This is a genomic window from beta proteobacterium MWH-UniP1 (assembly GCA_036362785.1).
Taxonomy (GTDB): Bacteria; Pseudomonadota; Gammaproteobacteria; order Burkholderiales; family Burkholderiaceae_A; genus Lacustribacter.
In genome coordinates this window covers 896,717-917,246 of record CP143625.1, presented here as the reverse complement: position 1 = coordinate 917,246, position 20,530 = coordinate 896,717, and the positions used below count along the sequence as shown (strand labels likewise).

The following is a 20,530-nucleotide window of genomic DNA, read 5'->3' as shown; positions in this document are numbered from 1 at the left end:
TTAACCGTGTTCAAACCGGCTTACAAGCGCACGCCATGACAACAAGAATCATCCTTGCTTCCTCAAGCCCCTACCGGAAAGCCCTGCTCTCGCGATTGGGCCTGCCGTTTGAGACCTTGAGTCCTGACATTGATGAATCGCCACTGTCAGGCGAAGGGTTTGTGGACACGGCAATTCGTCTGGCCAAAGAAAAAGCCCGCGTCATTTCGGTGAACGCACCAGAGGCCATCGTCATTGGCTCAGACCAGGTGGCCTGCTGCGGTGATTACCGACTCGACAAACCGGGCAATGCGGCCACTGCTTTAGAACAACTCCAACGCCAACGGGGCAATGTCTCGGAGTTTCACACCGCAATGTGTGTCATGGCCGAGGGCGGCAAGAAAAGTTTTTCCGATGTGGTCACCATCCGAGTGAAGTTCCGTAGCGCGCAAGAACTGAGCGATGCACATCTCAAACGCTACATCGCGCTGGAACAGCCTTTCGACTGCGCTGGCTCGGCTAAATCTGAAGGACTTGGCATCACACTGATGGAATCTTTTACCGGAAGTGACCCCACCGCCCTGGTGGGACTGCCGCTGATTACGCTGTCGGCTCGATTACGCCAGCTTGGCGTGGACCCTTTGGCTGCGCAATAACAACTGCGCACTAAACGCGCACAGCCAACCGATTTAGTAGATTGACCAACGCAGCATGGCCTTGGCAACTGCATCGCCAAGACCCGCACCAAAACGGTCTGCCAATCGTTCTGCCAGTGTAGGCTGCAGGGTGTAATCCACCACCTCTTCTGCCTTGATCACATCTCGGGCCACCGAGTCGACCGTTCCAAATGCGTCGGTCAGGCCCAGTTCAATACTGCGCGCACCCGTCCAGACCATGCCAGTAAACATGTCGGGATTTGGTTTCAAACGATCCCCACGGCCCTGCTTTACCGCAGTAATGAATTGTTGATGGACTTCGCCCAACATCGACTGCACGGCAGCCTTTTGTTTTGGATCCACAGGAAGAAAAGGATCCAACAATGCCTTGTTCTCACCTGCCGTTAACAAGCGGCGCTCCACGCCAAGTTTTTTCATGGCATCGGTAAAGCCAAAGCCGTCCATTCGCACACCTATTGAGCCAACCAGGCTGGCCTTATCGACATAAATGGAATCTGCTGCTGCAGCCACGTAATAGCCGCCCGATGCGGCGACATCTTCCACCACCGCAATCACAGGCTTGTCTTTGTGAATGGCTTTTAATCGGCGGATCTCATCAAATACGATGCCGGATTGGACCGGACTACCCCCAGGGCTGTTGACCCGCAGCACGATTCCTGCCGCATGTTTGTTTTCAAATGCATCACGAAGTGAAGCCGTCATGACATCGGCACTGGCCTTGCTATCACTGGCAATCACACCCTTAAGATTGATCATGGCGGTATGCCGCGTGGTGGGGTGTGGCATCGAGGTGCTGCCGCCACCAAAAAACGAAAAGAGTGCCACCAACAAAATCAACGAGAAGCTTGCAAAACGCCAGAAGTTTGCCCACCGCCGCGAGCGACGCTGCTCTTGCACATTGGCCAGTAATACTTTTTCGATTAAGTCGTTATCCATTGCCGAATCCAATTCTGAAGTTCAGTGACCGATTGCATGCAGCCCAATGGCTTGGCCTGTAATAAGTCCTGTGTCTGATGGGCGCCATAACCCACGGCCAATGCCGATGCGCCAGCAGACTGGGCCATCAAAATATCATGGGTTGTGTCACCAATCACCAGGGCCGCGGCTGGGGAAATAGAAAGCTCTTCACAAATTTCCAAGACCATGGTGGGGGCCGGCTTTGGGTCCGTCTCATCGGCGCAGCGCGACGTATCAAAGTAATGCCGTGTGCTGGTGGCATCAAAGGCACGCTCAAGCCCCACACGGGATTTTCCGGTCGCCACGGCAAGCGGCAGCCCTGCTTCTTTTAAGTGATCAAACACAGCAGTCATGCCCGGAAAGGGCCGCAGCGCCTTGTCATGCGACAGGTAATGAAAACGAAACCGGTCCGTTAGCCTGGCCTGCTGATCCGCTGACAAATTCGGTGCAATGCGCGACAGCGCATCTTGCAAGCCCAGGCCAATGACCCAGCTGGCATCTTGCTCGGCAGGCACACCCACACCAATGTCGCGACAGGCATTCAATATCGCCTGAGTGATCGTTGGTGTTGAATCCACCACAGTTCCATCCCAGTCAAAAATGACCAACTCCACAGCACCAAGCGATTGCATCAAGGCAAATCCAATTCAAGAAGTTTCAGAGCATTTAAAAATTCGTTGTCCAAAGGGGCCACCAATTGCAGGGTCTCCTGCGTCTTGGGGTGCTGGCAGCGGAGCTGCCAGGCATGAAGGAACATTCGAGTCACCAAACGGGCCTTCGGTTCCAGATGTTTTCCATTGAACAGGTCGTCTCGGTCATGGTCGCCGTATTTCGGATCGCCAATGATCGGGCAGCCCTGGCTCGCCAGATGCACGCGCAGCTGATGGGTTCGCCCCGTCACAGGTTCGCAGACCAAGAACGAGACCAGCCCAAGCACTGGGGCATCAACCCTTTGCAAGACCTTGACTTTGGTGATGGCTGCCTGACCGTCTTCTTGCACACGTACCCAACGCTCTCCCTTGGCATTGACCCACTTGTGCAGCGGGGCCTCGATGCGGTCCACGCCCACCGGCCAACCTCCCCAGACCAGCGCCAGGTAACGCTTTCGCATCTGGCCTTCGCGAAGCTGGCGATGAAAATCTGTCAGGCTGGAGCGGCGCTTGGCGATCAGCATCAGGCCCGAGGTCTCCCGATCCAGCCGATGGACCAGTTCAAGAAAACCCTCTGCCATCTGGCCAGGGGGCCGAGACGGGTCTTGCATTGCCGCCGGTAATTTAGGAAACCGGCTCTGGCGCAGGGCCTCAATCACCCCAAGCCTCACCCCACTACCGCCATGGACCGCCAGACCAAAGGGCTTATTGATCGCCAAGACCATCTCGTCTTCCAAGACGATGCCAATCTTGTCATTGATGGACTTGGCCATGGCGGGCGATACCCGGCCAGCCGATTGGGCCTGGCCATCACCCGCTACACGCTCGGGAAGGCGGATCGGGGGAATTCGAAGCCGGTCGTTTTCTTCAACCCGATAATCACTGCCAATTCGCCCACCGTTGACCCGGACTTCGCCGGTGCGCAACATTTTGTAGATACGGGTCTTCGGAACCCCCTTCAGGCGGGCGAGCAGAAAGTTATCGATCCGTTGGCCGGCATACTCGGCAGGAACAACCCACTGCTCCACTCCCCGCCCCTGGCCACCAGGCTGCGGGGCCGGCGCAGGCCCCTGATGGCCAGATTTCTCTGCCACAACAGGGGCTTGCGCGGGGAACTTCGGTAATTTTCGTGACATCTCAAGCTTTCTGGGTATACTGGCTTCAGGTCGAGATGAATCCCGACTGATTGTTGTGTCCCTTATTTTAGGTGTCCGCCCCAAACCCGTTTGGTCTGATGCGAGCCTGGTTTAAGGAAGAACACAGCAACAGCCGATGCCTCTGCCTCGATGCACATTTGGTGCAACGAATTGTATTTGACCGCGGAGCGCAATGTTGCGTGGCCCGGCAAACGAGATAAACGAACATAACCAGATTGGTGTTGTTGTACGTGATGAGTCTTTTCGGTTTCCAAGCCAAACCACTGGCATCGCCTAAGCCGTCTCCTGCGGCCAGTCAGCGCTTGGTCCATCAGCCCTTCCTTTCTGACGCCCCACTTGTTTCGTCAACAAGGCTGCGCCGCCGTGCGCGGGCCTTGGTTTCGCTCGTTTCCGCCAAGCCACTTCTCATTGCACGCTCCATTTAACCGCTAACGCGGGTGTTGTGGTCTGCCCTGCAGGCCCATTGAAGGAGTAGTAGCAAGATGAAACGCATGCTGTTTAACGCAACCCACGCAGAAGAGCTGCGGGTTGCCATTGTCGATGGCCAACGGCTGATCGACCTGGATATCGAGACCGCTGGTCGCGAACAACGCAAGAGCAATATCTACAAAGGCGTGGTCACCCGAATCGAGCCCAGCCTCGAGGCCTGCTTTGTCAATTACGGTGAAGAGCGCCATGGCTTTTTGCCATTTAAAGAAATCGCCCGGGAATACTTCAAGCCCGGTGTCGACCCTGGCCGTGCGCGCATTCAAGACGCCATCTCCGAAGGCACCGAAATGCTGGTTCAGGTGGAAAAAGAAGAGCGCGGCAACAAAGGCGCGGCACTGACCACCTTTATCTCACTGGCTGGCCGCTACTTGGTACTGATGCCCAACAACCCCCGTGGCGGTGGCGTATCGCGCCGTATCGAGGGTGAAGAGCGCCAAGAGCTTCGCGAAACCATGGACCAGCTGGATGTGCCCGGTGGCATGAGCCTGATCGCCCGTACCGCAGGCATTGGCCGCACGGCTGAAGAGCTCCAGTGGGACCTGAACTATCTGCTGCAGCTGTGGCGCGCGGTTGATGACGCCCGCAAGCTCCAATCCGGCGCCTATCTGATCTACCAAGAATCCAGTCTGGTCATTCGCGCGATTCGCGATTACTTCCACCCCGATATCGGCGAGATCTTGATTGATACCGACGATATCTATGAGCAGGCCCGTCAGTTCATGCTGCATGTCATGCCCGACATGGGCAACCGCGTGAAGCGCTACAACGACGATGTGCCGCTCTTTTCGCGCTTTCAGATCGAACACCAGATCGAGACCGCCTATTCACGTGTCGTGCCCCTGCCCTCGGGCGGCGCGATCGTGATTGACCACACAGAAGCACTTGTGGCGGTTGACGTGAACTCGGCCCGCTCGACCCGCGGTTCTGATATTGAAGAGACCGCGTTTCGCACCAACTTAGAAGCCGCTGAAGAAGTTGGCCGCCAACTGCGTTTACGCGACTTGGGCGGACTGATCGTGATCGACTTCATTGACATGGAGTCTTCCAAGAACCAGCGCGAAGTCGAGCAACGCCTGCGTGATGCCCTGCACTTTGACCGGGCCCGCGTACAGATGGGCAAGATCTCACGCTTTGGCCTGATGGAGTTGTCGCGCCAACGCCTGCGCCCAGCCCTGAACGAAGGCTCCCACATCACCTGCCCACGTTGTAATGGCACCGGTGTGATTCGTGACGTGGACTCCAGCGCGCTGCACATCTTGCGCATCTTGCAAGAAGAAGCCATGAAAGAAGGCACTGCCGCCTTGCATGTTCAGGTGCCAGTCGAAGTGGCCACCTTCTTGCTCAATGAAAAGCGCACGGATATTGCCAAGCTGGAATTCCGCCTTAAGGTCACGGTGGTCTTGATTCCAAACAAGTATTTGGAAACGCCCAACTACACCATCGATCGACTCAAGCACGATGATCCAAGGCTAGAGGACACCAAGGCGAGTTACGCCATGGCGGATGAGCCCGCCACCGAGACACCCTATCAGCAGCAAAAGGCCGATCAGGCCGCCGCCAAACCCCGCCAAGAGGCGGTGGTCAAAGGTGTTACCCCCACACAGCCAGCGCCAGTATCGGCGCGGCCTGTGGAAGCTAAGGTGGAAGAAAAAGGTTTCTTCGCAAAACTCTTTGGCTTTCTGAGTAGCGATAAACAAGAAGCTGCCCCCGCCCCTGCCGCTGCTAAGCCTGCGGAGCGTGGTGGTGATCGCAACAACCGTGGCCGTGGTGGTCGAAATGATCGCAACAATCGCGGACAGCGTGATGGCAACCGTGAGCCACGCGAAGCGCGTGAACCGCGTGAACCACGCGAGGGCCGTGATGGACGCTCTCGTGGCGATGCTGAACGCAAAGATGGTGACCGCAACCGTCAACAGCCACGTCGCGATGCCCAGCCAACACTTGAGTCTGGCGCTGCAGAGCCAAAGGCGGACCAGCGCAAAGAGCGCAATGACCGTCGGCCCCGTCAGGACCGTGGCGATCGTTCAGCCGAGCGCGCAACACCTGCAGATGAAGCACAGATCACAGCCACTTCCGCCGACCTTGATACCGCAAACGCAGAGGCCACTGAACAGGTCCGCTCCGGGCGGCGTCGCCGTCGTGGCCGTGGCCGTGGTGGCAACGCACGCGAAGAATCCGAACAGCAAGTTGGCGGCCAGGAGCAGCTTGATCTAAGTGATGCCGCCCCAACGGCTGCCACGGTGGCTGCCCCGGTAGCCGATGCAGGCACGGTGTCAGACACCCGCACGGTGTCTGACACCGCAGTACGTGCCAGCGCCCCTGCGCCCAGTCCGACCATCAGCGAGACAGTTGTTCAGGCAGCACCGCCGGTTGCGCCTGTGCCAGCCGCCGAAGTAGCACCGACTGCGCCAATTGCTCCGATTGCTGCGCCGGAGCCAATTCGACTCTCAGAAGAAGTGCTGAAACAGAATCTGGATCAGGCAGGCTTGCAGTGGGTTCAGACCGACCCCAACAAGGCGCCAGCCGAAGCAGTTGCAGAGCCTCCGCCCAAGCTCGGTCGCACCCCCCGTAGAAACACTGAGACAGCCCCACAAGAGCCATTGGTAATGGTGGAAACGCGCCAAAACAATCCGTAATCGATTAATAATCGCGCATGACTTACGGGCAGCGCATATTTTCAATCGTTCCGGATTCCACGGCACACCCGCATGTAGAAGCGGCCAAGGTGGATCACCTTGGCCCGCTGCCAACCGGCCCACTGCTGGATCAACGAGGCCGCGCACTCAAAGACCTGCGCCTATCGGTCATTGATCAGTGCAACTTTCGTTGCACGTATTGCATGCCCAAATCGGTCTTTGACCGCAACTACGAGTTTCTGCCCAAAGAATCGCTTTTAAGTTTTGAGGAACTTGAGCGGCTGTCGCGGGCCTTTGTTGCGCTCGGCGTGGAGAAACTCCGTATCACTGGTGGTGAGCCGCTATTAAGAAAAAACATTGAAAATTTAGTGGCGCGACTGGCCCCCATTCAGACACTGGCAGGCAAGCCCGTTGAGATCGCCATGACGACCAATGGGGCACTGCTGAAACAAAAGGCACTCGCTCTAAAAAATGCGGGATTAAAACGCATCACGGTAAGCCTGGACGCACTCAGTGATAAGACTTTTAAGGCCATGAATGACATGGACTACCCCGTGTCCGACGTGCTGGCTGGTATTGATGCAGCCGCTGAAGCGGGCCTGCGGGTCAAGGTCAATATGGTGGTGCAGCGGGGTGTGAACGATCATGAAATTCTGCCCATGGCCAATGCCTTTCGCGAGCGTGGCCACACACTGCGATTCATTGAATTCATGGACGTGGGTTCATCGAATGCTTGGCGGTGGGACCATGTCGTACCTTCTCGCGAGATCATCGACATGATTTCACTCGAACACCCCCTGGTGCCGATCGGGCGCGACACCCCCAGCGAAGTCTCAGAGCGCTGGCGCTACGCCGATGGCAAGGGCGAAGTCGGCCTGATCTCATCAGTGAGCAATCCATTTTGCGGCAATTGCAGCCGGGCCCGCATATCGGCCGAGGGTGTGCTTTACACCTGTTTGTTTGCGCAATCAGGAACGGATCTGCGCGGCTTGCTGCGCGGCGACAACACCCCAAGCCCCGAAGAGATTGAAAAGGTGATTGCCGCCATCTGGCAAAAGCGTGATGACCGCTATTCCGAGCTTCGTGCGCAGCTACGCGAACAAGGCCTGAAAAAAGTGGAAATGAGTTATATCGGCGGCTAACGCGCTACTTTTAGTGGTGAAGGCAAAGAGGCGTAATACGCCGACACATTGGCAATATCGTCTTTGGTCAGAGTAGCCGCCATGCCCATCATGATGGGGTTTTTACGGGCGCCAGTTTTGTAATCGGTCAATGCGCGCGCCAAAAAGTCGGGGTACTGGCCAGCAAGTTTTGGATAGCTGGGATCAATTGCAGTCACCCCATCGGCACCGTGACAAGAGGCACAAATCGCGGTGGCTTTTTCTTTACCCGCTGCAATATTGCCCGCCAAGGCGGCCGAAGACGCTGTGGCCACCGTGATGGCAAGACCAGCCCGAATTAAATTCTGTTTGAGTGTCATATCAGCTCCTTATTTCTTGTTGGCGTAGTAGGCAGCCAGATCAGCAACATCCTGATCATTGAGTCCCTTGGCAATTCCCGTCATGCTGGGGTGATTGCGCTCACCGCTTCGATAGGCCAATAAGGCAGCTTCTAGATATTTCTCACTCTGACCCACAATCTTGGGCACACGATAAACCGAGGGGAATGCGGTTTTGTATTCCGCAATACCGTGGCAACCGATACACATGGATGTTTTTTTAGCGCCTGCTTCAGCACTGCCGACGATGGCAGGCTTTGCGGCAGATTGTGTGGCGGCCTTGGCCGCACCCTGAGCGAATGCTGGTACTGCAACACCCGCAGTACCGACGGCCGCGACCATCGCGACCAAGACTGATCGTTTGTAATTGTTCAGCATGTCTCCCCCCGTGTTGAACGCAGCGGAGTTTACCACGGGCAACCCTGGGGCGTGCAGCCCCAGGGCCTGGCTAAACCTGGTTAGGTCTTACGGTACAACCCGTCAGGCCATTAGGCCGCGCAGCAAGAAGCTATTGAGTCGTTTGACAAAGGCGGCGGGGTCGTCGGGCTGGCCACCCTCGGCCAGCAGAGCCTGATCAAAAAGCACCCAGACCAGATCATCGAAAGCCGCGTTGTCTTGCGACAGCGCCTTGACCAGAGGGTGGTCCGGGTTCAGCTCCAAGATTGGTTTACGGTCGGGTGCTTTCTGCCCAGCCTGCTTCAAGAGCCGCTCCAGATGCCCACTCACGTCATGGTCATCCGACACCAGACAGCATGCCGACTCGGTCAGGCGACTGGTCACGCGAACCTCTTTGACCTTCTCGCCCAGCACCTTCTGGGCCCGCTCAACAATGGGTTTATATTGCTTTTCCGCCTCTTTGGTGGGCTTGGTTTGCTCGTCATCCAGCTTGCCCAAATCCAGCGCGCCCTTGGCCACTGATTGCAAAGGCTTGCCTTCGAACTCAGTCAGGAAGTTCAGCATCCACTCATCGATACGATCTGTGAGCAGCAACACTTCAATTCCTTTTTTCTTAAAGACTTCCAAATGGGGGCTGGCCTTGGCGGCCGCCAGCGTGTCCGCAGTCACCACATAGATCTTTTCCTGGCCATCTTTCATGCGAGAGACATAGTCTTTCAATGACACCGTCGGCGTATCAGTCTCAGAGGAAGTCGAAACAAAACGCATCAGGCTCGCCAGGCGATCGCGATTGGAAAAGTCTTCACCGAAACCTTCTTTCAGACACTGGCCAAACTCTTTCCAAAAGGTGGCGTAGTCATCGGGTTTGTTGGCGGCCATGTCTTCAAGCAACGACAAAATACGCTTGGTGCAGCCTTCGCGTATGGTTTTGATGTCACGGCTTTCTTGCAAAATCTCGCGCGAGACATTCAGCGGCAGGTCTGACGAGTCCACCACCCCGCGCACAAAACGCAGGTAAGACGGCAATAGTTGCTCAGCATCGTCCATGATGAACACGCGCTTCACATACAGCTTTAAGCCATGGCGTTGTTGGCGGTCCCACAAATCAAAAGGCGCCGTAGCGGGAACATAAAGCAACTGGGTGTATTCGGTGCGGCCTTCGACACGGTTATGCGTCCAGGCCAGTGGGTCACCCGTGCCAAAACTGAGGCCCTGGAAAAAGGATTTGTACTGCTCATCTGTAATTTCCGACTTGGGCCGTGTCCACAGGGCAGAGGCCTGGTTGACCGTTTCCCATTCGTCTTTTTCAACGTATTCGTTTTTCTTGTCGTCCCAATCACGGACCTTCATCTGAATGGGAATGCCGACATGGTCAGAGTAACGCTTCAAAATCTCCTTGATCGTCCAGTGCTCGAGCAAATCATCGTGGCTTTTGGCATCGGGGTCATCGCCCTCTTTTTCGCGGAGATGCAAAATTACATCGGTACCACGGCCGGCCTTTTCCACCTCTTGCACGCTGAATTCACCGGAGCCATCAGACTCCCAACGAACCGCATCGCCTGCGGGCAGGCCGGCGCGGCGCGACACCACCGTGACATGGTCGGCCACGATAAAGGCAGAGTAAAAACCCACACCAAACTGGCCGATCAGATTGCTGTCTTGGCTGGCATCACCTGTCAGGTTTTTGAAGAACTCTTTGGTACCTGACTTGGCAATTGTGCCCAGGTGATCAATGGCCTCTTCACGGCTTAATCCAATTCCGTTATCGGAGATTGTGATGGTGCGCGCCGTCTTATCAATACTGATTTGAATTTTGAATTCGCCATCACCCTCGTAGAGTTCAGGTTTTTGCAGGGCTTCCACGCGCAATTTGTCGCAGGCATCCGAGGCGTTGGAGACCAGCTCGCGCAGAAAAATATCGCGGTTGCTGTAAAGCGAGTGAATCATCAGGTGAAGCAGCTGCTTCACCTCGGTCTGAAAGGCACGTGTTTCTTTAGACATATGTTTCCTCTGATCAGAAAATAGGGCGGCGACTGTGGTCCGCCGCCGAAGCAGCGCACCGCATGCCGATGTGCCTTGTATATGGGGGCCGCCCGCCCGATTTCAAGCCCGCAGGTCAGGCCAGACGAAGCCCCGTGGGCTTAAACTTCACTTCCAAGAGCTTGCCGCGGCGGGCCCGGTTGCCGATGTAAGACTTCCAGTCCTTTGGCTCCCACAGTTCTTCCACCAGCTTTCCGGCTCGGCCGGTGCCTGACACCACCAAGACGGCCTTGGGTAGCAGGCCGGCGGCATCAATAAACGCGTCGCCTTTGGGTTCCGGGTCTAACAAGAGCACACCCCGCCCACCGGTGGGCAGGACTTTCACATCGGCACTGTCTACGATCAAGAGTCGACCCTTGGCCGACAGCATGGCAATGTGGCCGGGCTTTTGCGGCAAGGCCCGAATCATGGCGGGCCCATCACCCTTTTCAATGGTCATGAATTGTTTGCCCGCGCGCTGGCGCGTGGTCATGGCCTCTAAAGTGGTGATAAAGCCAAGGCCCAGTCGTGTGCCAATAAACACCGATGTGGATGGAACGCCAGCGCAAAACTGGGTGAGGACTGCCCCGGGTTCAACTTCCACCATGGACGTTAATGGCGCGCCATCGCCGCGCGCACCCGGAAGTCCGGCCACACCCACCGAATAACTGCGGCCCGTTGAAGAGAGCGCCACCAGGGTGTCGACGGTTCGACACTCAAAGGTGCCATAGAGTGAGTCACCCGTTTTGAATGTGAATTGGGCCGGGTCATGGCCATGGCCCTGGCGGGCACGCACCCAACCATTGACCGACACAATCACGGTAACCGGCTCATCGACCACCGGAACCTCGAGTGTGGTGCGCTCTGCGGCCTTGATCAGGGTTCGGCGTTTGTCACCAAATGTCTTGGCATCCGCTTCAATTTCTTTGGCAACGAGCTTACGCATGGCCTTGTCGTTTTCAAGCAGGTGCGACAGCTTGCCTTCGTCTTCGCGCAGCTGGGCCAATTCCTTTTCAATCTTGATGGCTTCCAGTCGGGCCAATTGGCGCAGACGGATTTCTAAAATATCTTCGGCCTGAATCTCTGTTAGCCCAAACTGTTTGATCAATGCCGGTTTCGGCTCATCGGCTTCGCGGATGACCTTAATCACCTTGTCAATATTCAGAAGCGCAATCGAGCGGCCTTCCAGAATATGAATACGGCGCTGGGCCTGCTCTAAACGATGTTGTGTCCTGCGGCGCACCGTGGCCATGCGATAGTCGACCCACTGGCTCAAAATCTCGCGCAATGAGAGCGATCGCGGCCGACCATCGATATCGACCGCCACCAGGTTCATGGACACCGAACTCTCCAGCGGTGTGTGGGCCAACAGCACTTTAATAAATTCGTCTTTGTCCTGGCGGGATGATTTCGGCTCGAATACCAGGCGGACATCGGCATCCTTGCCCGACTCATCACGCACCGTATCCAACACACTCAGAATCAAAGACTTCACCTGCTGCTCAGCAGACAATGTTTTCTTGCCCGCTTTGACCTTGGGGTTGGTGAGCTCTTCAATTTCTTCCAACACCCGCTGCGACGAAACACCATGCGGCAGTTCATGCACCACCAACTGCCACTGGCCCCGGGCCATCTCTTCAATCGACCATCGGGCACGGGTTTTTAACGATCCACGGCCAGTCGAATAGGCCTGGGCGATTTCATCGGCCGACGAAATAATCTGTCCACCGCCCGGGAAGTCTGGGCCAGGCAGAATGGCCATCAGCTCAGCATCGGATAGCGATGGCTTTTCAATCATGGCGATGGCGGCCTGAGCCACTTCCGTCAGGTTATGCGGCGGAATTTCAGTGGCCATGCCCACAGCAATACCCGATGCGCCATTGAGCAGCATCACGGGCAAACGCGCAGGCAGTCTTAGGGGCTCGGTAAACGAACCGTCATAATTCGGCCCAAAATCAACCGTGCCCTCGTCAATTTCATCCAAGAGCAAAGATGCAAACGCGGTTAGGCGAGCCTCGGTGTAACGCATGGCGGCAGCACCGTCACCATCACGCGAACCAAAATTACCCTGGCCATCAATCAAGGGGTAACGCACCGAAAAGCCCTGGGCCAGACGCACCAAGGCATCGTAGGCCGACTGGTCCCCGTGGGGGTGATACTTACCCAAGACATCACCCACCACACGGGCCGACTTCACCGGCTTGGCAGTCACCGCTAACGACATGCGATGCATGGAATACAGAATGCGCCGCTGCACGGGCTTCATGCCGTCACACAAATCAGGTAGGGCACGGCCCTTCACCACCGAGACGGCGTAATCCAAATAAGCCCGCTCGGCAAAATCAGCAAGTGTTAGTGACTCACCGTCAAAGGTCAGGCCCATGGGTGAGCTGGACAGATGATCATCTGAGTCCGATGTTGTCTGTGCTGAAGCCGACACTGTCATTCGTGCCGCTGGCACAGCAGCAGTGCCCTGTGCAAACAAATCCGGCGTCTCGGCCGGCGTGGTTTTCTTTCGTGACATTAAACGTCTACCTCGACTTCATGACCTTTTTCTTCCAACCATGCGCGGCGCGATGCTGCTTCGCCACGGCCCATCAGCAGGTTGAACCGCTTGGCGGTATCCAAACTGTCCACCCCGCCATACCCCACCACCGCTAAGCGTCGGGTGTCGGGGTTGAGCGTGGTTTCCCAGAGCTGCTCAGCGCTCATCTCACCCAATCCTTTGAATCGGGAGATGCTCCATGCGGATTCACGCAGGCCCTCTTGCTTTAATTTGTCGAGCACGTGGGTGAGCTCACCTTCATCCAGCGCATAGATTTTTCGGGCTGGCCGCTTGCCACTGGCATTCACATCCACACGAAACAGGGGCGGCCTTGCCACACAGATATGGCCCCGTTCGACCAGCTGCGGGAAATGCTTAAGAAATAAGGTAAGCAACAAGACCTGGATATGGGAGCCGTCCACGTCGGCATCGGACAAAATACAGACCTTGCCGTAGCGCAGATTGCTCCAATTCACCTCATCACTTGGCCCATGGGGGTCAATGCCCAGCGCCACCGCGATGTCGTGGACCTCGGCATTGGCAAAGAGCCGCTCTTTTTCGGTCTCCCAGGTGTTTAAGACTTTGCCGCGCAGCGGCAAAATCGCCTGGAACTCTTTATCCCGCCCCATCTTGGCCGAGCCGCCGGCCGAATCACCTTCGACCAGGAAGATCTCGTTTCGGGAAATGTCGGTCGATTCGCAGTCGGTCAGCTTGCCCGGCAGCACGGCCACGCCCGAGCCCTTTTTCTTTTCCACCTTTTGGGCAGAACGGACCCGGCTCTGGGCCGCCCGAATCGCCAGATCTGCGATTTTTCGGGCGGATTCCACATCCCGATTCAGCCACAATTCCAATGGTGCGCGAACCTGGTTGGAGACTAAGCGAAGCGCATCGCGGCTGGTCAACTTTTCTTTGGTCTGGCCCTGGAATTGCGGATCCAACACTTTCGCTGACAAGACAAAACTCACACGCGAAAAAACATCTTCGGGAAGAATTTTTACGCCCTTGGGGGTCAGGCCGTGTTGTTCTACAAACGCTTTGACTGCGCTAAACAATCCATCACGCAACCCAGCCTCGTGCGTGCCACCGGCAGTTGTGGGAATCAAGTTTACAAATGACTCTCGCGGTGTGGCCCCCTCGGCGGTCCAGACCACTGCCCACTGCGCGCCTTCACCCAGCGCAAAGGTGTCATCGGCAGTGGTGACATAGCCTTCGGCAATCCACGGATCGACCACCGGCACATCACCTTCGATCAACTCCAACAAATAATCTTTCAGTCCGCCTTGGTAGCGCCAGGAATCTTGTTTGCCTGATTTTTCGACATGCAAATGGGTCGTGACACCCGGCAACAACACGGCCCGTGCTTTCAAACTTCGCGCCAATTCGGCTGCGGGAATCCCGGCATCATCGAAATACTTGGAATCCGGCCAAACCCGCACCTGGGTGCCGTTTCGGCCCGATGCGCTGCCCACTTTTTTCAATGGCTCAATCACATCGCCACCCGCAAACACAATGCGATGCTCACCACCATCACGCCAAACAGTCACCTCTAATCGTTTGGACAATGCATTGGTGACAGACACACCAACACCATGCAGGCCCCCGGAAAATGCGTAAGCACCCCCTGCACCTTTGTCAAACTTTCCGCCTGCGTGTAATCGAGTAAACACAATCTCGACAACGGGTACTTTTTCCTCTGGATGTTTGCCCACTGGAATGCCACGGCCATCGTCGGTCACACTGACACTGCCGTCGGCGTGTTGGGTCACCACAATATTTTTTGCATAGCCCGCTAGCGCTTCATCGGCAGCGTTGTCAATCACCTCTTGCAAAATGTGCAAGGCGTTTTCGGTTCGGGTGTACATGCCCGGCCGTTGCTTGACCGGCTCCAAACCTTTGAGCACACGAATGGATGATTCGTCGTAGCCTGTTTGTTTACTGCTTACCATAGCTTTCGCAAGTTTCTTTCGTAATTGACCGATGAGTTGTCCACAGGTTTTGTGGAAAACTCGGTCATAAAAACGTCACATGATTGTCACGACAAGGGGGGCGCCGGGGTGGTCAAAAATTGACCACTCAGCCAAGTTTTTTATCGCTCACCAAAATGCCGTCGGCGTCGGCGTAGCACCAGTTCCCCGGGGAAACCCTAGTCCCGACCATATCGAGCACGACCTCTTTCTGACCGATGCCCTGACGATCACTGCGACGGGGGTGGGTGGCCATGGCCCAGATGCCCACCAGGCATTCGGCAAGCTCGTCGGTGTCCCGCACGCAGCCGTTGACCACCAAGCCCGCCCAGCCGTTTTTAACGGCCAAGGCGCCCAGGTTACCGCCCACCAGAGCGCAGCGATCACTGCCACCACCATCGACCATCAGAACCCGGCCCTGACCTGGTGTTTCCAGAATCTGGCGGACCAAGACATTGTCTTCAAAGCACTTCAGCGTGGCGATGGGCCCGGCCATCGTGGCCTCGCCGCCGTAGTTCTGAAAGACCGGGGGCAAGACCCGAAGACTACCCGCCTTGAGCAGATCCTCGTGGGCATCACACAGGTCGGCGGTGGGTGTGGCCAAGGCAAATTTCGAGGCCTTGGGCGTCTGAGCAGAGAATTTCGGTTTGTTCATAGTGGCCATAAGACTACCAGCCCCCCGCGGTCATGCAAAAATCCGGCCATGACCACCATTCTTTCCGTATTTCTTGCCGCCCTGATTCTGGCCTATGTGCTGGAGCCGATTGCAGAGGGCCTGAACCGTATCGGCCTACCCCGAAAACTCAGCGCCCTGACTGCTGTAGCAGCCGGACTGGCCGCAGCCCTTGGCCTGGTCGTACTGCTCATCAACATCTTGCAGCGGGAGATTCCTTTGATCAAAGACCAGGCACCAAAGTGGATTGGCGATGTCCAAACCTGGGCAGCCCCGCAGTTGGAGCGGCTTCATGTGCAACTCGATTGGAATCAGCTCAAAGAACAATTGGTTAATAAAGTGACCCAGCATTTTTCTGCCAATGCCGACACCATGGTGTCCAATGTGATCGACACGGTGCTGACCTCTACTCAGACGCTGATTGCCGCAATCGGCGCTTTGGTATTGATTTTGTTCGTTGTCTTTTATCTGCTGATCGATTGGGGGAAGTTCTTCTCACGGGCCGCAGAGTTTGTCCCGCCCCGCTATCGCGATACGGTCAAAAATCTTGCCAAAGAGTGCGACGAACTCTTGTCCCAATACCTGCGCGGTCAGCTCGTCGTCATGCTGATTCTGGCGGCGTATTACGCCTTGGCGCTAAGTATGATCGGCATGGCCGGCGGAGTGGCGATCGGCATTCTGACCGGCCTGGCCATCTTCATTCCTTATATTGGATTTGGTGTGGGGCTCGTGCTGGCGGTGATTTCTGCGCTGCTGCAATTTGGCCCATCTTGGGCATTGCTGGGCGTGCTGGCCGTCTACGGCGTGGGCCAACTGGTGGAGAGTTTTTTCCTGACACCCAAACTGGTGGGCGAGCGCATCGGCTTACACCCGGTTGCAGTGATTTTTGCCCTGCTTTTTTTCGGAAGCCTATTTGGCTTTTTCGGCGTGCTGCTGGCACTGCCAGCCGCTGCGATTGTGTTGGTCACGCTGCGATACATCCGTAACCACTACGAAGACAGCGACTGGTTTAACAAATAACTTAGTGCTTTGCCGACGCCATGGCGTGGCTTAAGAGCCGATCAATATAGGCAATCGATACTGCCGACAAAATAAATGCAACGTGGATGATGGTCTGCCACAGCAGGGCCTTATCCGACATGGAGTCGGCCGAGATAAAGGTCTTGAGCAGGTGAATCGATGAGATGCCGATGATGGCCGTGGCAAGTTTCACCTTCAAAATGTTGGCGTTTACATGGGACAACCACTCGGGCTGATCAGGGTGGCCCTCTAAATCCAATCGCGATACAAAGGTCTCGTAGCCGCCAATGATGACCATGATCAAAAGATTCGAGATCATGACCACGTCAATCAGCGAGAGCACCACCAGCATCACCACAATTTCCTTGCTGGCCTTTTCAACACCAAGAACAGCAGCGGAACTGGAAAGCGCATTCGGGTCCCACAAGATTGGCACCAGGTGCAGCAGCTCTTGAATAAATAAGACCACATAGACCGCCTGGGCCACAATCAGCCCCAAATACAGGGGCAGCTGTAGCCAGCGGCTAGCGAAAATCAAAGCGGGCATGGGGCGCAGCGGCCGGTAAGCCGACTGCGACAAGGGGGAGTTTTGTTCGGGGCTAATCATAGCCCCGAAGTGTATATCGAGACGGATTTACTGCAGCACAATTCCTGCAGATTTCACTACCTTACGCCACTTGGCAATGTCCGCCAGGTAGTAATCCCGAAAGGCGGCTGGCGCCATGGGTGCAACCGTGATGCCCTTGGTGTTCATGCTTTCACGAAATTCCTTGGTGGCCAGAATCTTCAGTACATCGTCCGAGATTTTCTTCACCATCTCGGGCGATGTGCCCTTGGGGACAAAAAAGCCTTGCCACAGCACATGCTCATAGCCAGGCACACCCTGCTCGGCTACGGTTGGTATTTCCGGCGCGCCGGAAAAGCGCTCCTTGCTGGTCACCGCCAAGGCCCGCAGCCGCCCCCCTTTGATCATGGGCAGACCAACCGGCATGCCAGCAAAGTAATAATCAATTTGACCCGAGACCGTATCGGCGGCAGCCAGTGAACCTCCACGGTACGGCAGGTGAACGCCTTCCGTCGCCGTCATCGACTTGAACAACTCTCCTGCCATGTGGTCTGAGTTGCCGATACCGCTTGAGGCAAAGTTCAGCTTGCTTTTGGATTGCTTGGCCATGGCGATCAACTCCTGAACATTGCGCGCAGGGGAGTTCACCGGCACCACCAAGATGTGGGGCGTCGCCGCCACCATCACGATCGGGACCAGATCGGTCTCACCATTAAACGGCAGCTTGGGGTTGGCCGCCGTGCTAATGGCCAAGCCGTTTTGCGCAAACAACAATGTATAGCCGTCGGGCGTGGCCTTGGCAGCCTCGTTGGCGGCAAGATTGCCTGCGGCACCCCCGCGGTTTTCAATCACCACAGGCTGCTTCCACACTTCGGCAAGCGCCTGGCCCACCAGTCGGCCCACAATGTCGGTGGAACTTCCAGGGGCATAACCCACTAAGACCTTGACTGGTTTGGAGGGATAGGTCTGCGCCAATGCCTGCTGGGCGCCCCCAATCAGCGAAACGCCCAACACCGCAGCCGCTGTCAGGGCCGTTAAGGCACGTCGCTTTACTTGTACTGGCTGAAACGCTTTCATCGTTCTTTATCTCCTATTGAACCAAACCAGCAATACCGCACTCTTTCGCAACACCTTCTAAGGCAGACAACAGTTCATCTGAAAAAGGTATTCCCTCTTTGCTGCGTTTTTCAACACTCGCCGCGCTGCCCTCCCCCGGCACACGTACACGATCAACCCCTGGAAGGGTTTGTGATTCGTGCAGCTCTGCAACCAGCTGATCAACCGCATCAAGAAACGTATCTTTATCGCCGAACGCCGAAATATCAATGGCCGCAATCGCTTGTCCCGTATTCGTTACAGAGGTGTCGTCTTTGTTGAAGTCAATCACATCGCGGCCCATGGCAGCGCCATTAAGTGTTCCGGCAAGCAGGCCAATCATGAGTGAGAGCCCGTAGCCCTTGTAGCCCCCAATGGGTAGAAGCAGCCCCTCGGTCGATCGTTTGGGGTCCAGCAGGGGCTGGCCTTGCTTGTCTATCATCCAGCCCTCGGGCATGAGTTCATTTTTCTGGGCTTTGATTTTAACTTTGCCATAGGCCGCAACAGTAGTCGCCATATCCAGCACGACTGCTGGCCCTGTCTTGGCTGGCACTGCAATCGCAACCGGATTGGTCGACAGCAACAGCTCAATACCGCCCCAAGGTGCCATGTGATTGGCGCTGCCCACCGCAAAATAGACTCCCACCAAGCCAGCATCGGCCACCATACCGGCATAAAGCGATGCTGGCCCCGCGTGATTACTCATCTTGCAGCCCACCCAGCCAATCCCTTGGATGTTGGCCTTGGCGATTGCCAGCTCAGTGGCCTGCTTCACCACCAAATGGCCCATGCCGTTGTCGCCGTTCATCAAAGCAGTCGCACCGCGCTCCTGTTCAACACGAATTGTTGGCTGCAGGTTGATACCCCCGGCACGAATACGCCGCAGATACTGCGGCAGCCGAAAAATGCCATGGCCATCGGCGCCCAGAAGATCCGCGCGGGTCATGAGCCGGGAAACAGAGACCGCATCACGTTCTCTCATGCCGACTGATTGAAAGGCCTGCGCGATAAATTCTTGAACGCGGTCAGCAGGCACAAGCGTCATCGGCTTTATCCTTATGGTTAACCGCGCTTAGGCTTTGATCACCAACCAGCCACTGCCGTACTTCTTGACAGCGGCCTCATCAAAACCAAAGCCCAGGCCTGGTGTCTGCCGAAGAACGACATTGCCATTTTTAAATTCAAGCTGGTGATCCACCAGGCGGCGGAAATTCAACACCTGATCGTCTAAGAAAAACTCCACGAAGCGGGCATTGGGCGTGGCCGCCACCAATGGCGTGTGCAGGTCGTGGAACCAGTGCGGGCTCACCGTCACGCCCTTTGCATCGGCATAAGCAGCAATCTTTCGCCACTCGGAAATACCGCCACAGACTGCTGCATCCGTTTGCAAAATTTCGGCACCACCCGCATCAAGAAGCTCACGGAAACGCCAACGGCCCACTTCAATTTCACCTGTGGCCACTGTGACCGACGTTCTTGCCGCCAACCGCGCGTGCAGATCGATTGCATCAGGCGAAAAGGGCTCTTCAATCCAGTACGGGTCATAGGCCTCGAAGCGCCGCATGTATTCCATTGCCGTTGGCAGATCAGACCATGCATTGTTCGCGTCTAACATCAGATAGACATCGGGGCCTATGGCATCGCGCGCCGCCGCAATACGCTTTTCTTCTTCTGCCGGAGAAAGACGGCCCGTCTTAATTTTCACCGCCCGAAAGCCCTTCTCCACATAGCCAGCCACTTCTTCGCCAAGTTTCGCTGGTGTCTTGCCATCTAAGTAGTAGCCGCCACTGGCATAGGCCATCACCGAGTCGCGATGCACACTACCCAAATAATCATGCAGGGGCAGGCCCACAGAGCGGGCATTCAAATCCCAAAGCGCTGTATCCAGAATGGAGATGCCCCGCATCACCGAGCCCGAGCGCCCCTGCAGCAGTGCCTCTTGGTACATCATCTGCCACAGGCCCTCGGTCTGCCGGCTCTCTTTGCCGATCAACAAAGGGCCAAGTAGCTGCTCCACCGCGGCTTTGACCAGCCCGCCGGCGCGGCTACCGACATAGCAAAACCCAATACCCTCATGGCCATCGGTGCTGCGTACTTTCACCAGACCATAGTGCCGCGATGAGACCGTGCGAGTCGAAAACGACGTGACATGGTCAAGTGGTATTTCACATGCGGTCACCGATACCGATTCGATAAGGGGCATTCCTGTC

At 56.2% G+C, this 20,530-nt stretch carries 17 protein-coding genes; 4 read left to right on the top strand and 13 right to left on the bottom strand.

The window, feature by feature from the left end; translation table 11 throughout:
• Positions 1-35: 35 nt before the first annotated feature.
• Positions 36-635, top strand: a complete 600-nt coding sequence (locus AOB54_04450; GenBank protein WVN42630.1) for a Maf family nucleotide pyrophosphatase — start codon at positions 36-38, stop codon at positions 633-635.
• Positions 636-668: 33 nt separating this feature from the next.
• On the opposite strand, the gene AOB54_04445 is transcribed toward AOB54_04450, so the two are convergent.
• From AOB54_04445 to AOB54_04435, 3 genes are read right to left on the bottom strand one after another with little or no spacing between them, the layout of a single operon-like run.
• Positions 669-1,592: a S49 family peptidase gene (locus AOB54_04445; GenBank protein WVN42629.1), complete on the bottom strand. Its 924-nt coding sequence runs from the start codon at positions 1,590-1,592 to the stop codon at positions 669-671.
• Positions 1,577-2,245: an HAD-IA family hydrolase gene (locus tag AOB54_04440; protein ID WVN42628.1), complete on the bottom strand. Its 669-nt coding sequence runs from the start codon at positions 2,243-2,245 to the stop codon at positions 1,577-1,579. The genes AOB54_04445 and AOB54_04440 overlap by 16 nt, the downstream gene beginning before the upstream one ends.
• Positions 2,245-3,399, bottom strand: a complete 1,155-nt coding sequence (locus AOB54_04435; GenBank protein WVN42627.1) for an RluA family pseudouridine synthase — start codon at positions 3,397-3,399, stop codon at positions 2,245-2,247. Before AOB54_04435 ends, AOB54_04440 begins: the two co-directional genes overlap by 1 nt.
• 503 nt (positions 3,400-3,902) lie before the next feature.
• Between AOB54_04435 and AOB54_04430 the strand changes: the two genes are divergently transcribed.
• Positions 3,903-6,545 carry an Rne/Rng family ribonuclease gene (locus tag AOB54_04430; GenBank protein WVN42626.1) on the top strand — a complete coding sequence of 881 codons (2,643 nt, stop codon included), beginning with the start codon at positions 3,903-3,905 and terminating at the stop codon, positions 6,543-6,545.
• Positions 6,546-6,562: 17 nt separating this feature from the next.
• Positions 6,563-7,687, top strand: a complete 1,125-nt coding sequence (moaA, locus tag AOB54_04425) for a GTP 3',8-cyclase MoaA (protein ID WVN42625.1) — start codon at positions 6,563-6,565, stop codon at positions 7,685-7,687.
• Here the strand turns inward: moaA and AOB54_04420 are convergent.
• From AOB54_04420 to rraA, 6 genes are all read right to left on the bottom strand, one after another.
• Positions 7,684-8,025: a cytochrome c gene (locus AOB54_04420; GenBank protein ID WVN42624.1), complete on the bottom strand. Its 342-nt coding sequence runs from the start codon at positions 8,023-8,025 to the stop codon at positions 7,684-7,686. The two genes, moaA and AOB54_04420, sit on opposite strands and share 4 nt — an antisense overlap.
• Positions 8,026-8,034: 9 nt before the next feature.
• Entirely contained in the window at positions 8,035-8,385 is a 351-nt protein-coding gene (locus tag AOB54_04415; GenBank protein ID WVN42761.1) for a c-type cytochrome, read from the bottom strand.
• Between the two features lie 138 nt (positions 8,386-8,523).
• A complete protein-coding gene (htpG, locus tag AOB54_04410; protein WVN42623.1) occupies positions 8,524-10,440 on the bottom strand; it encodes a molecular chaperone HtpG in 1,917 nt (638 codons plus the stop codon).
• A 115-nt stretch (positions 10,441-10,555) separates the two neighbouring features.
• A complete protein-coding gene (parC, locus tag AOB54_04405; protein WVN42760.1) occupies positions 10,556-12,841 on the bottom strand; it encodes a DNA topoisomerase IV subunit A in 2,286 nt (761 codons plus the stop codon).
• A 140-nt stretch (positions 12,842-12,981) separates the two neighbouring features.
• Positions 12,982-14,949, bottom strand: a complete 1,968-nt coding sequence (locus tag AOB54_04400; GenBank protein WVN42622.1) for a DNA topoisomerase IV subunit B — start codon at positions 14,947-14,949, stop codon at positions 12,982-12,984.
• A 127-nt stretch (positions 14,950-15,076) separates the two neighbouring features.
• Positions 15,077-15,571 (bottom strand): ribonuclease E activity regulator RraA, encoded by a 495-nt coding sequence (rraA, locus tag AOB54_04395; GenBank protein WVN42759.1) that lies wholly within the window; start codon positions 15,569-15,571, stop codon positions 15,077-15,079.
• A gap of 99 nt (positions 15,572-15,670) precedes the next feature.
• Between rraA and AOB54_04390 the strand changes: the two genes are divergently transcribed.
• Entirely contained in the window at positions 15,671-16,660 is a 990-nt protein-coding gene (locus AOB54_04390) for an AI-2E family transporter (GenBank protein ID WVN42621.1), read from the top strand.
• Between the two features lies 1 nt (position 16,661).
• On the opposite strand, the gene AOB54_04385 is transcribed toward AOB54_04390, so the two are convergent.
• The 4 genes from AOB54_04385 to AOB54_04370 are packed head-to-tail and all read right to left on the bottom strand — an operon-like array spanning position 16,662 to position 20,523.
• Complete coding sequence (locus tag AOB54_04385; GenBank protein WVN42620.1) at positions 16,662-17,267, bottom strand: TIGR00645 family protein; 606 nt, start codon at positions 17,265-17,267, stop codon at positions 16,662-16,664.
• Between the two features lie 27 nt (positions 17,268-17,294).
• Positions 17,295-18,302, bottom strand: coding sequence for a tripartite tricarboxylate transporter substrate binding protein (locus AOB54_04380; protein WVN42619.1), 1,008 nt, complete (start codon positions 18,300-18,302; stop codon positions 17,295-17,297).
• A gap of 13 nt (positions 18,303-18,315) precedes the next feature.
• On the bottom strand, positions 18,316-19,365 hold the full coding sequence (locus AOB54_04375) for an Ldh family oxidoreductase (GenBank protein ID WVN42618.1): 1,050 nt from the start codon (positions 19,363-19,365) through the stop codon (positions 18,316-18,318).
• A 27-nt stretch (positions 19,366-19,392) separates the two neighbouring features.
• Complete coding sequence (locus tag AOB54_04370; protein WVN42617.1) at positions 19,393-20,523, bottom strand: mandelate racemase/muconate lactonizing enzyme family protein; 1,131 nt, start codon at positions 20,521-20,523, stop codon at positions 19,393-19,395.
• Positions 20,524-20,530 lie beyond the last annotated feature (7 nt).

What these genes read in the sequence shown, in the direction of transcription:
- AOB54_04440 (WVN42628.1), bottom strand. Translation starts at nt 2,245, where the DNA reads ATGCAATCGCTTGGTGCTGTGGAGTTGGTCATTTTTGACTGGGATGGA.
- htpG (WVN42623.1), bottom strand. Translation starts at nt 10,440, where the DNA reads ATGTCTAAAGAAACACGTGCCTTTCAGACCGAGGTGAAGCAGCTGCTT.
- AOB54_04375 (WVN42618.1), bottom strand. Translation starts at nt 19,365, where the DNA reads ATGACGCTTGTGCCTGCTGACCGCGTTCAAGAATTTATCGCGCAGGCC.
- AOB54_04370 (WVN42617.1), bottom strand. Translation starts at nt 20,523, where the DNA reads ATGCCCCTTATCGAATCGGTATCGGTGACCGCATGTGAAATACCACTT.
- moaA (WVN42625.1), top strand. Translation starts at nt 6,563, where the DNA reads ATGACTTACGGGCAGCGCATATTTTCAATCGTTCCGGATTCCACGGCA.
- parC (WVN42760.1), bottom strand. Translation starts at nt 12,841, where the DNA reads ATGGGCCTGACCTTTGACGGTGAGTCACTAACACTTGCTGATTTTGCC.
- AOB54_04380 (WVN42619.1), bottom strand. Translation starts at nt 18,302, where the DNA reads ATGAAAGCGTTTCAGCCAGTACAAGTAAAGCGACGTGCCTTAACGGCC.
- AOB54_04400 (WVN42622.1), bottom strand. Translation starts at nt 14,949, where the DNA reads ATGGTAAGCAGTAAACAAACAGGCTACGACGAATCATCCATTCGTGTG.
- AOB54_04445 (WVN42629.1), bottom strand. Translation starts at nt 1,592, where the DNA reads ATGGATAACGACTTAATCGAAAAAGTATTACTGGCCAATGTGCAAGAG.
- AOB54_04415 (WVN42761.1), bottom strand. Translation starts at nt 8,385, where the DNA reads ATGGTCGCGGCCGTCGGTACTGCGGGTGTTGCAGTACCAGCATTCGCT.
- AOB54_04385 (WVN42620.1), bottom strand. Translation starts at nt 17,267, where the DNA reads ATGATTAGCCCCGAACAAAACTCCCCCTTGTCGCAGTCGGCTTACCGG.
- AOB54_04420 (WVN42624.1), bottom strand. Translation starts at nt 8,025, where the DNA reads ATGACACTCAAACAGAATTTAATTCGGGCTGGTCTTGCCATCACGGTG.
- AOB54_04430 (WVN42626.1), top strand. Translation starts at nt 3,903, where the DNA reads ATGAAACGCATGCTGTTTAACGCAACCCACGCAGAAGAGCTGCGGGTT.
- AOB54_04450 (WVN42630.1), top strand. Translation starts at nt 36, where the DNA reads ATGACAACAAGAATCATCCTTGCTTCCTCAAGCCCCTACCGGAAAGCC.
- AOB54_04435 (WVN42627.1), bottom strand. Translation starts at nt 3,399, where the DNA reads ATGTCACGAAAATTACCGAAGTTCCCCGCGCAAGCCCCTGTTGTGGCA.
- AOB54_04390 (WVN42621.1), top strand. Translation starts at nt 15,671, where the DNA reads ATGACCACCATTCTTTCCGTATTTCTTGCCGCCCTGATTCTGGCCTAT.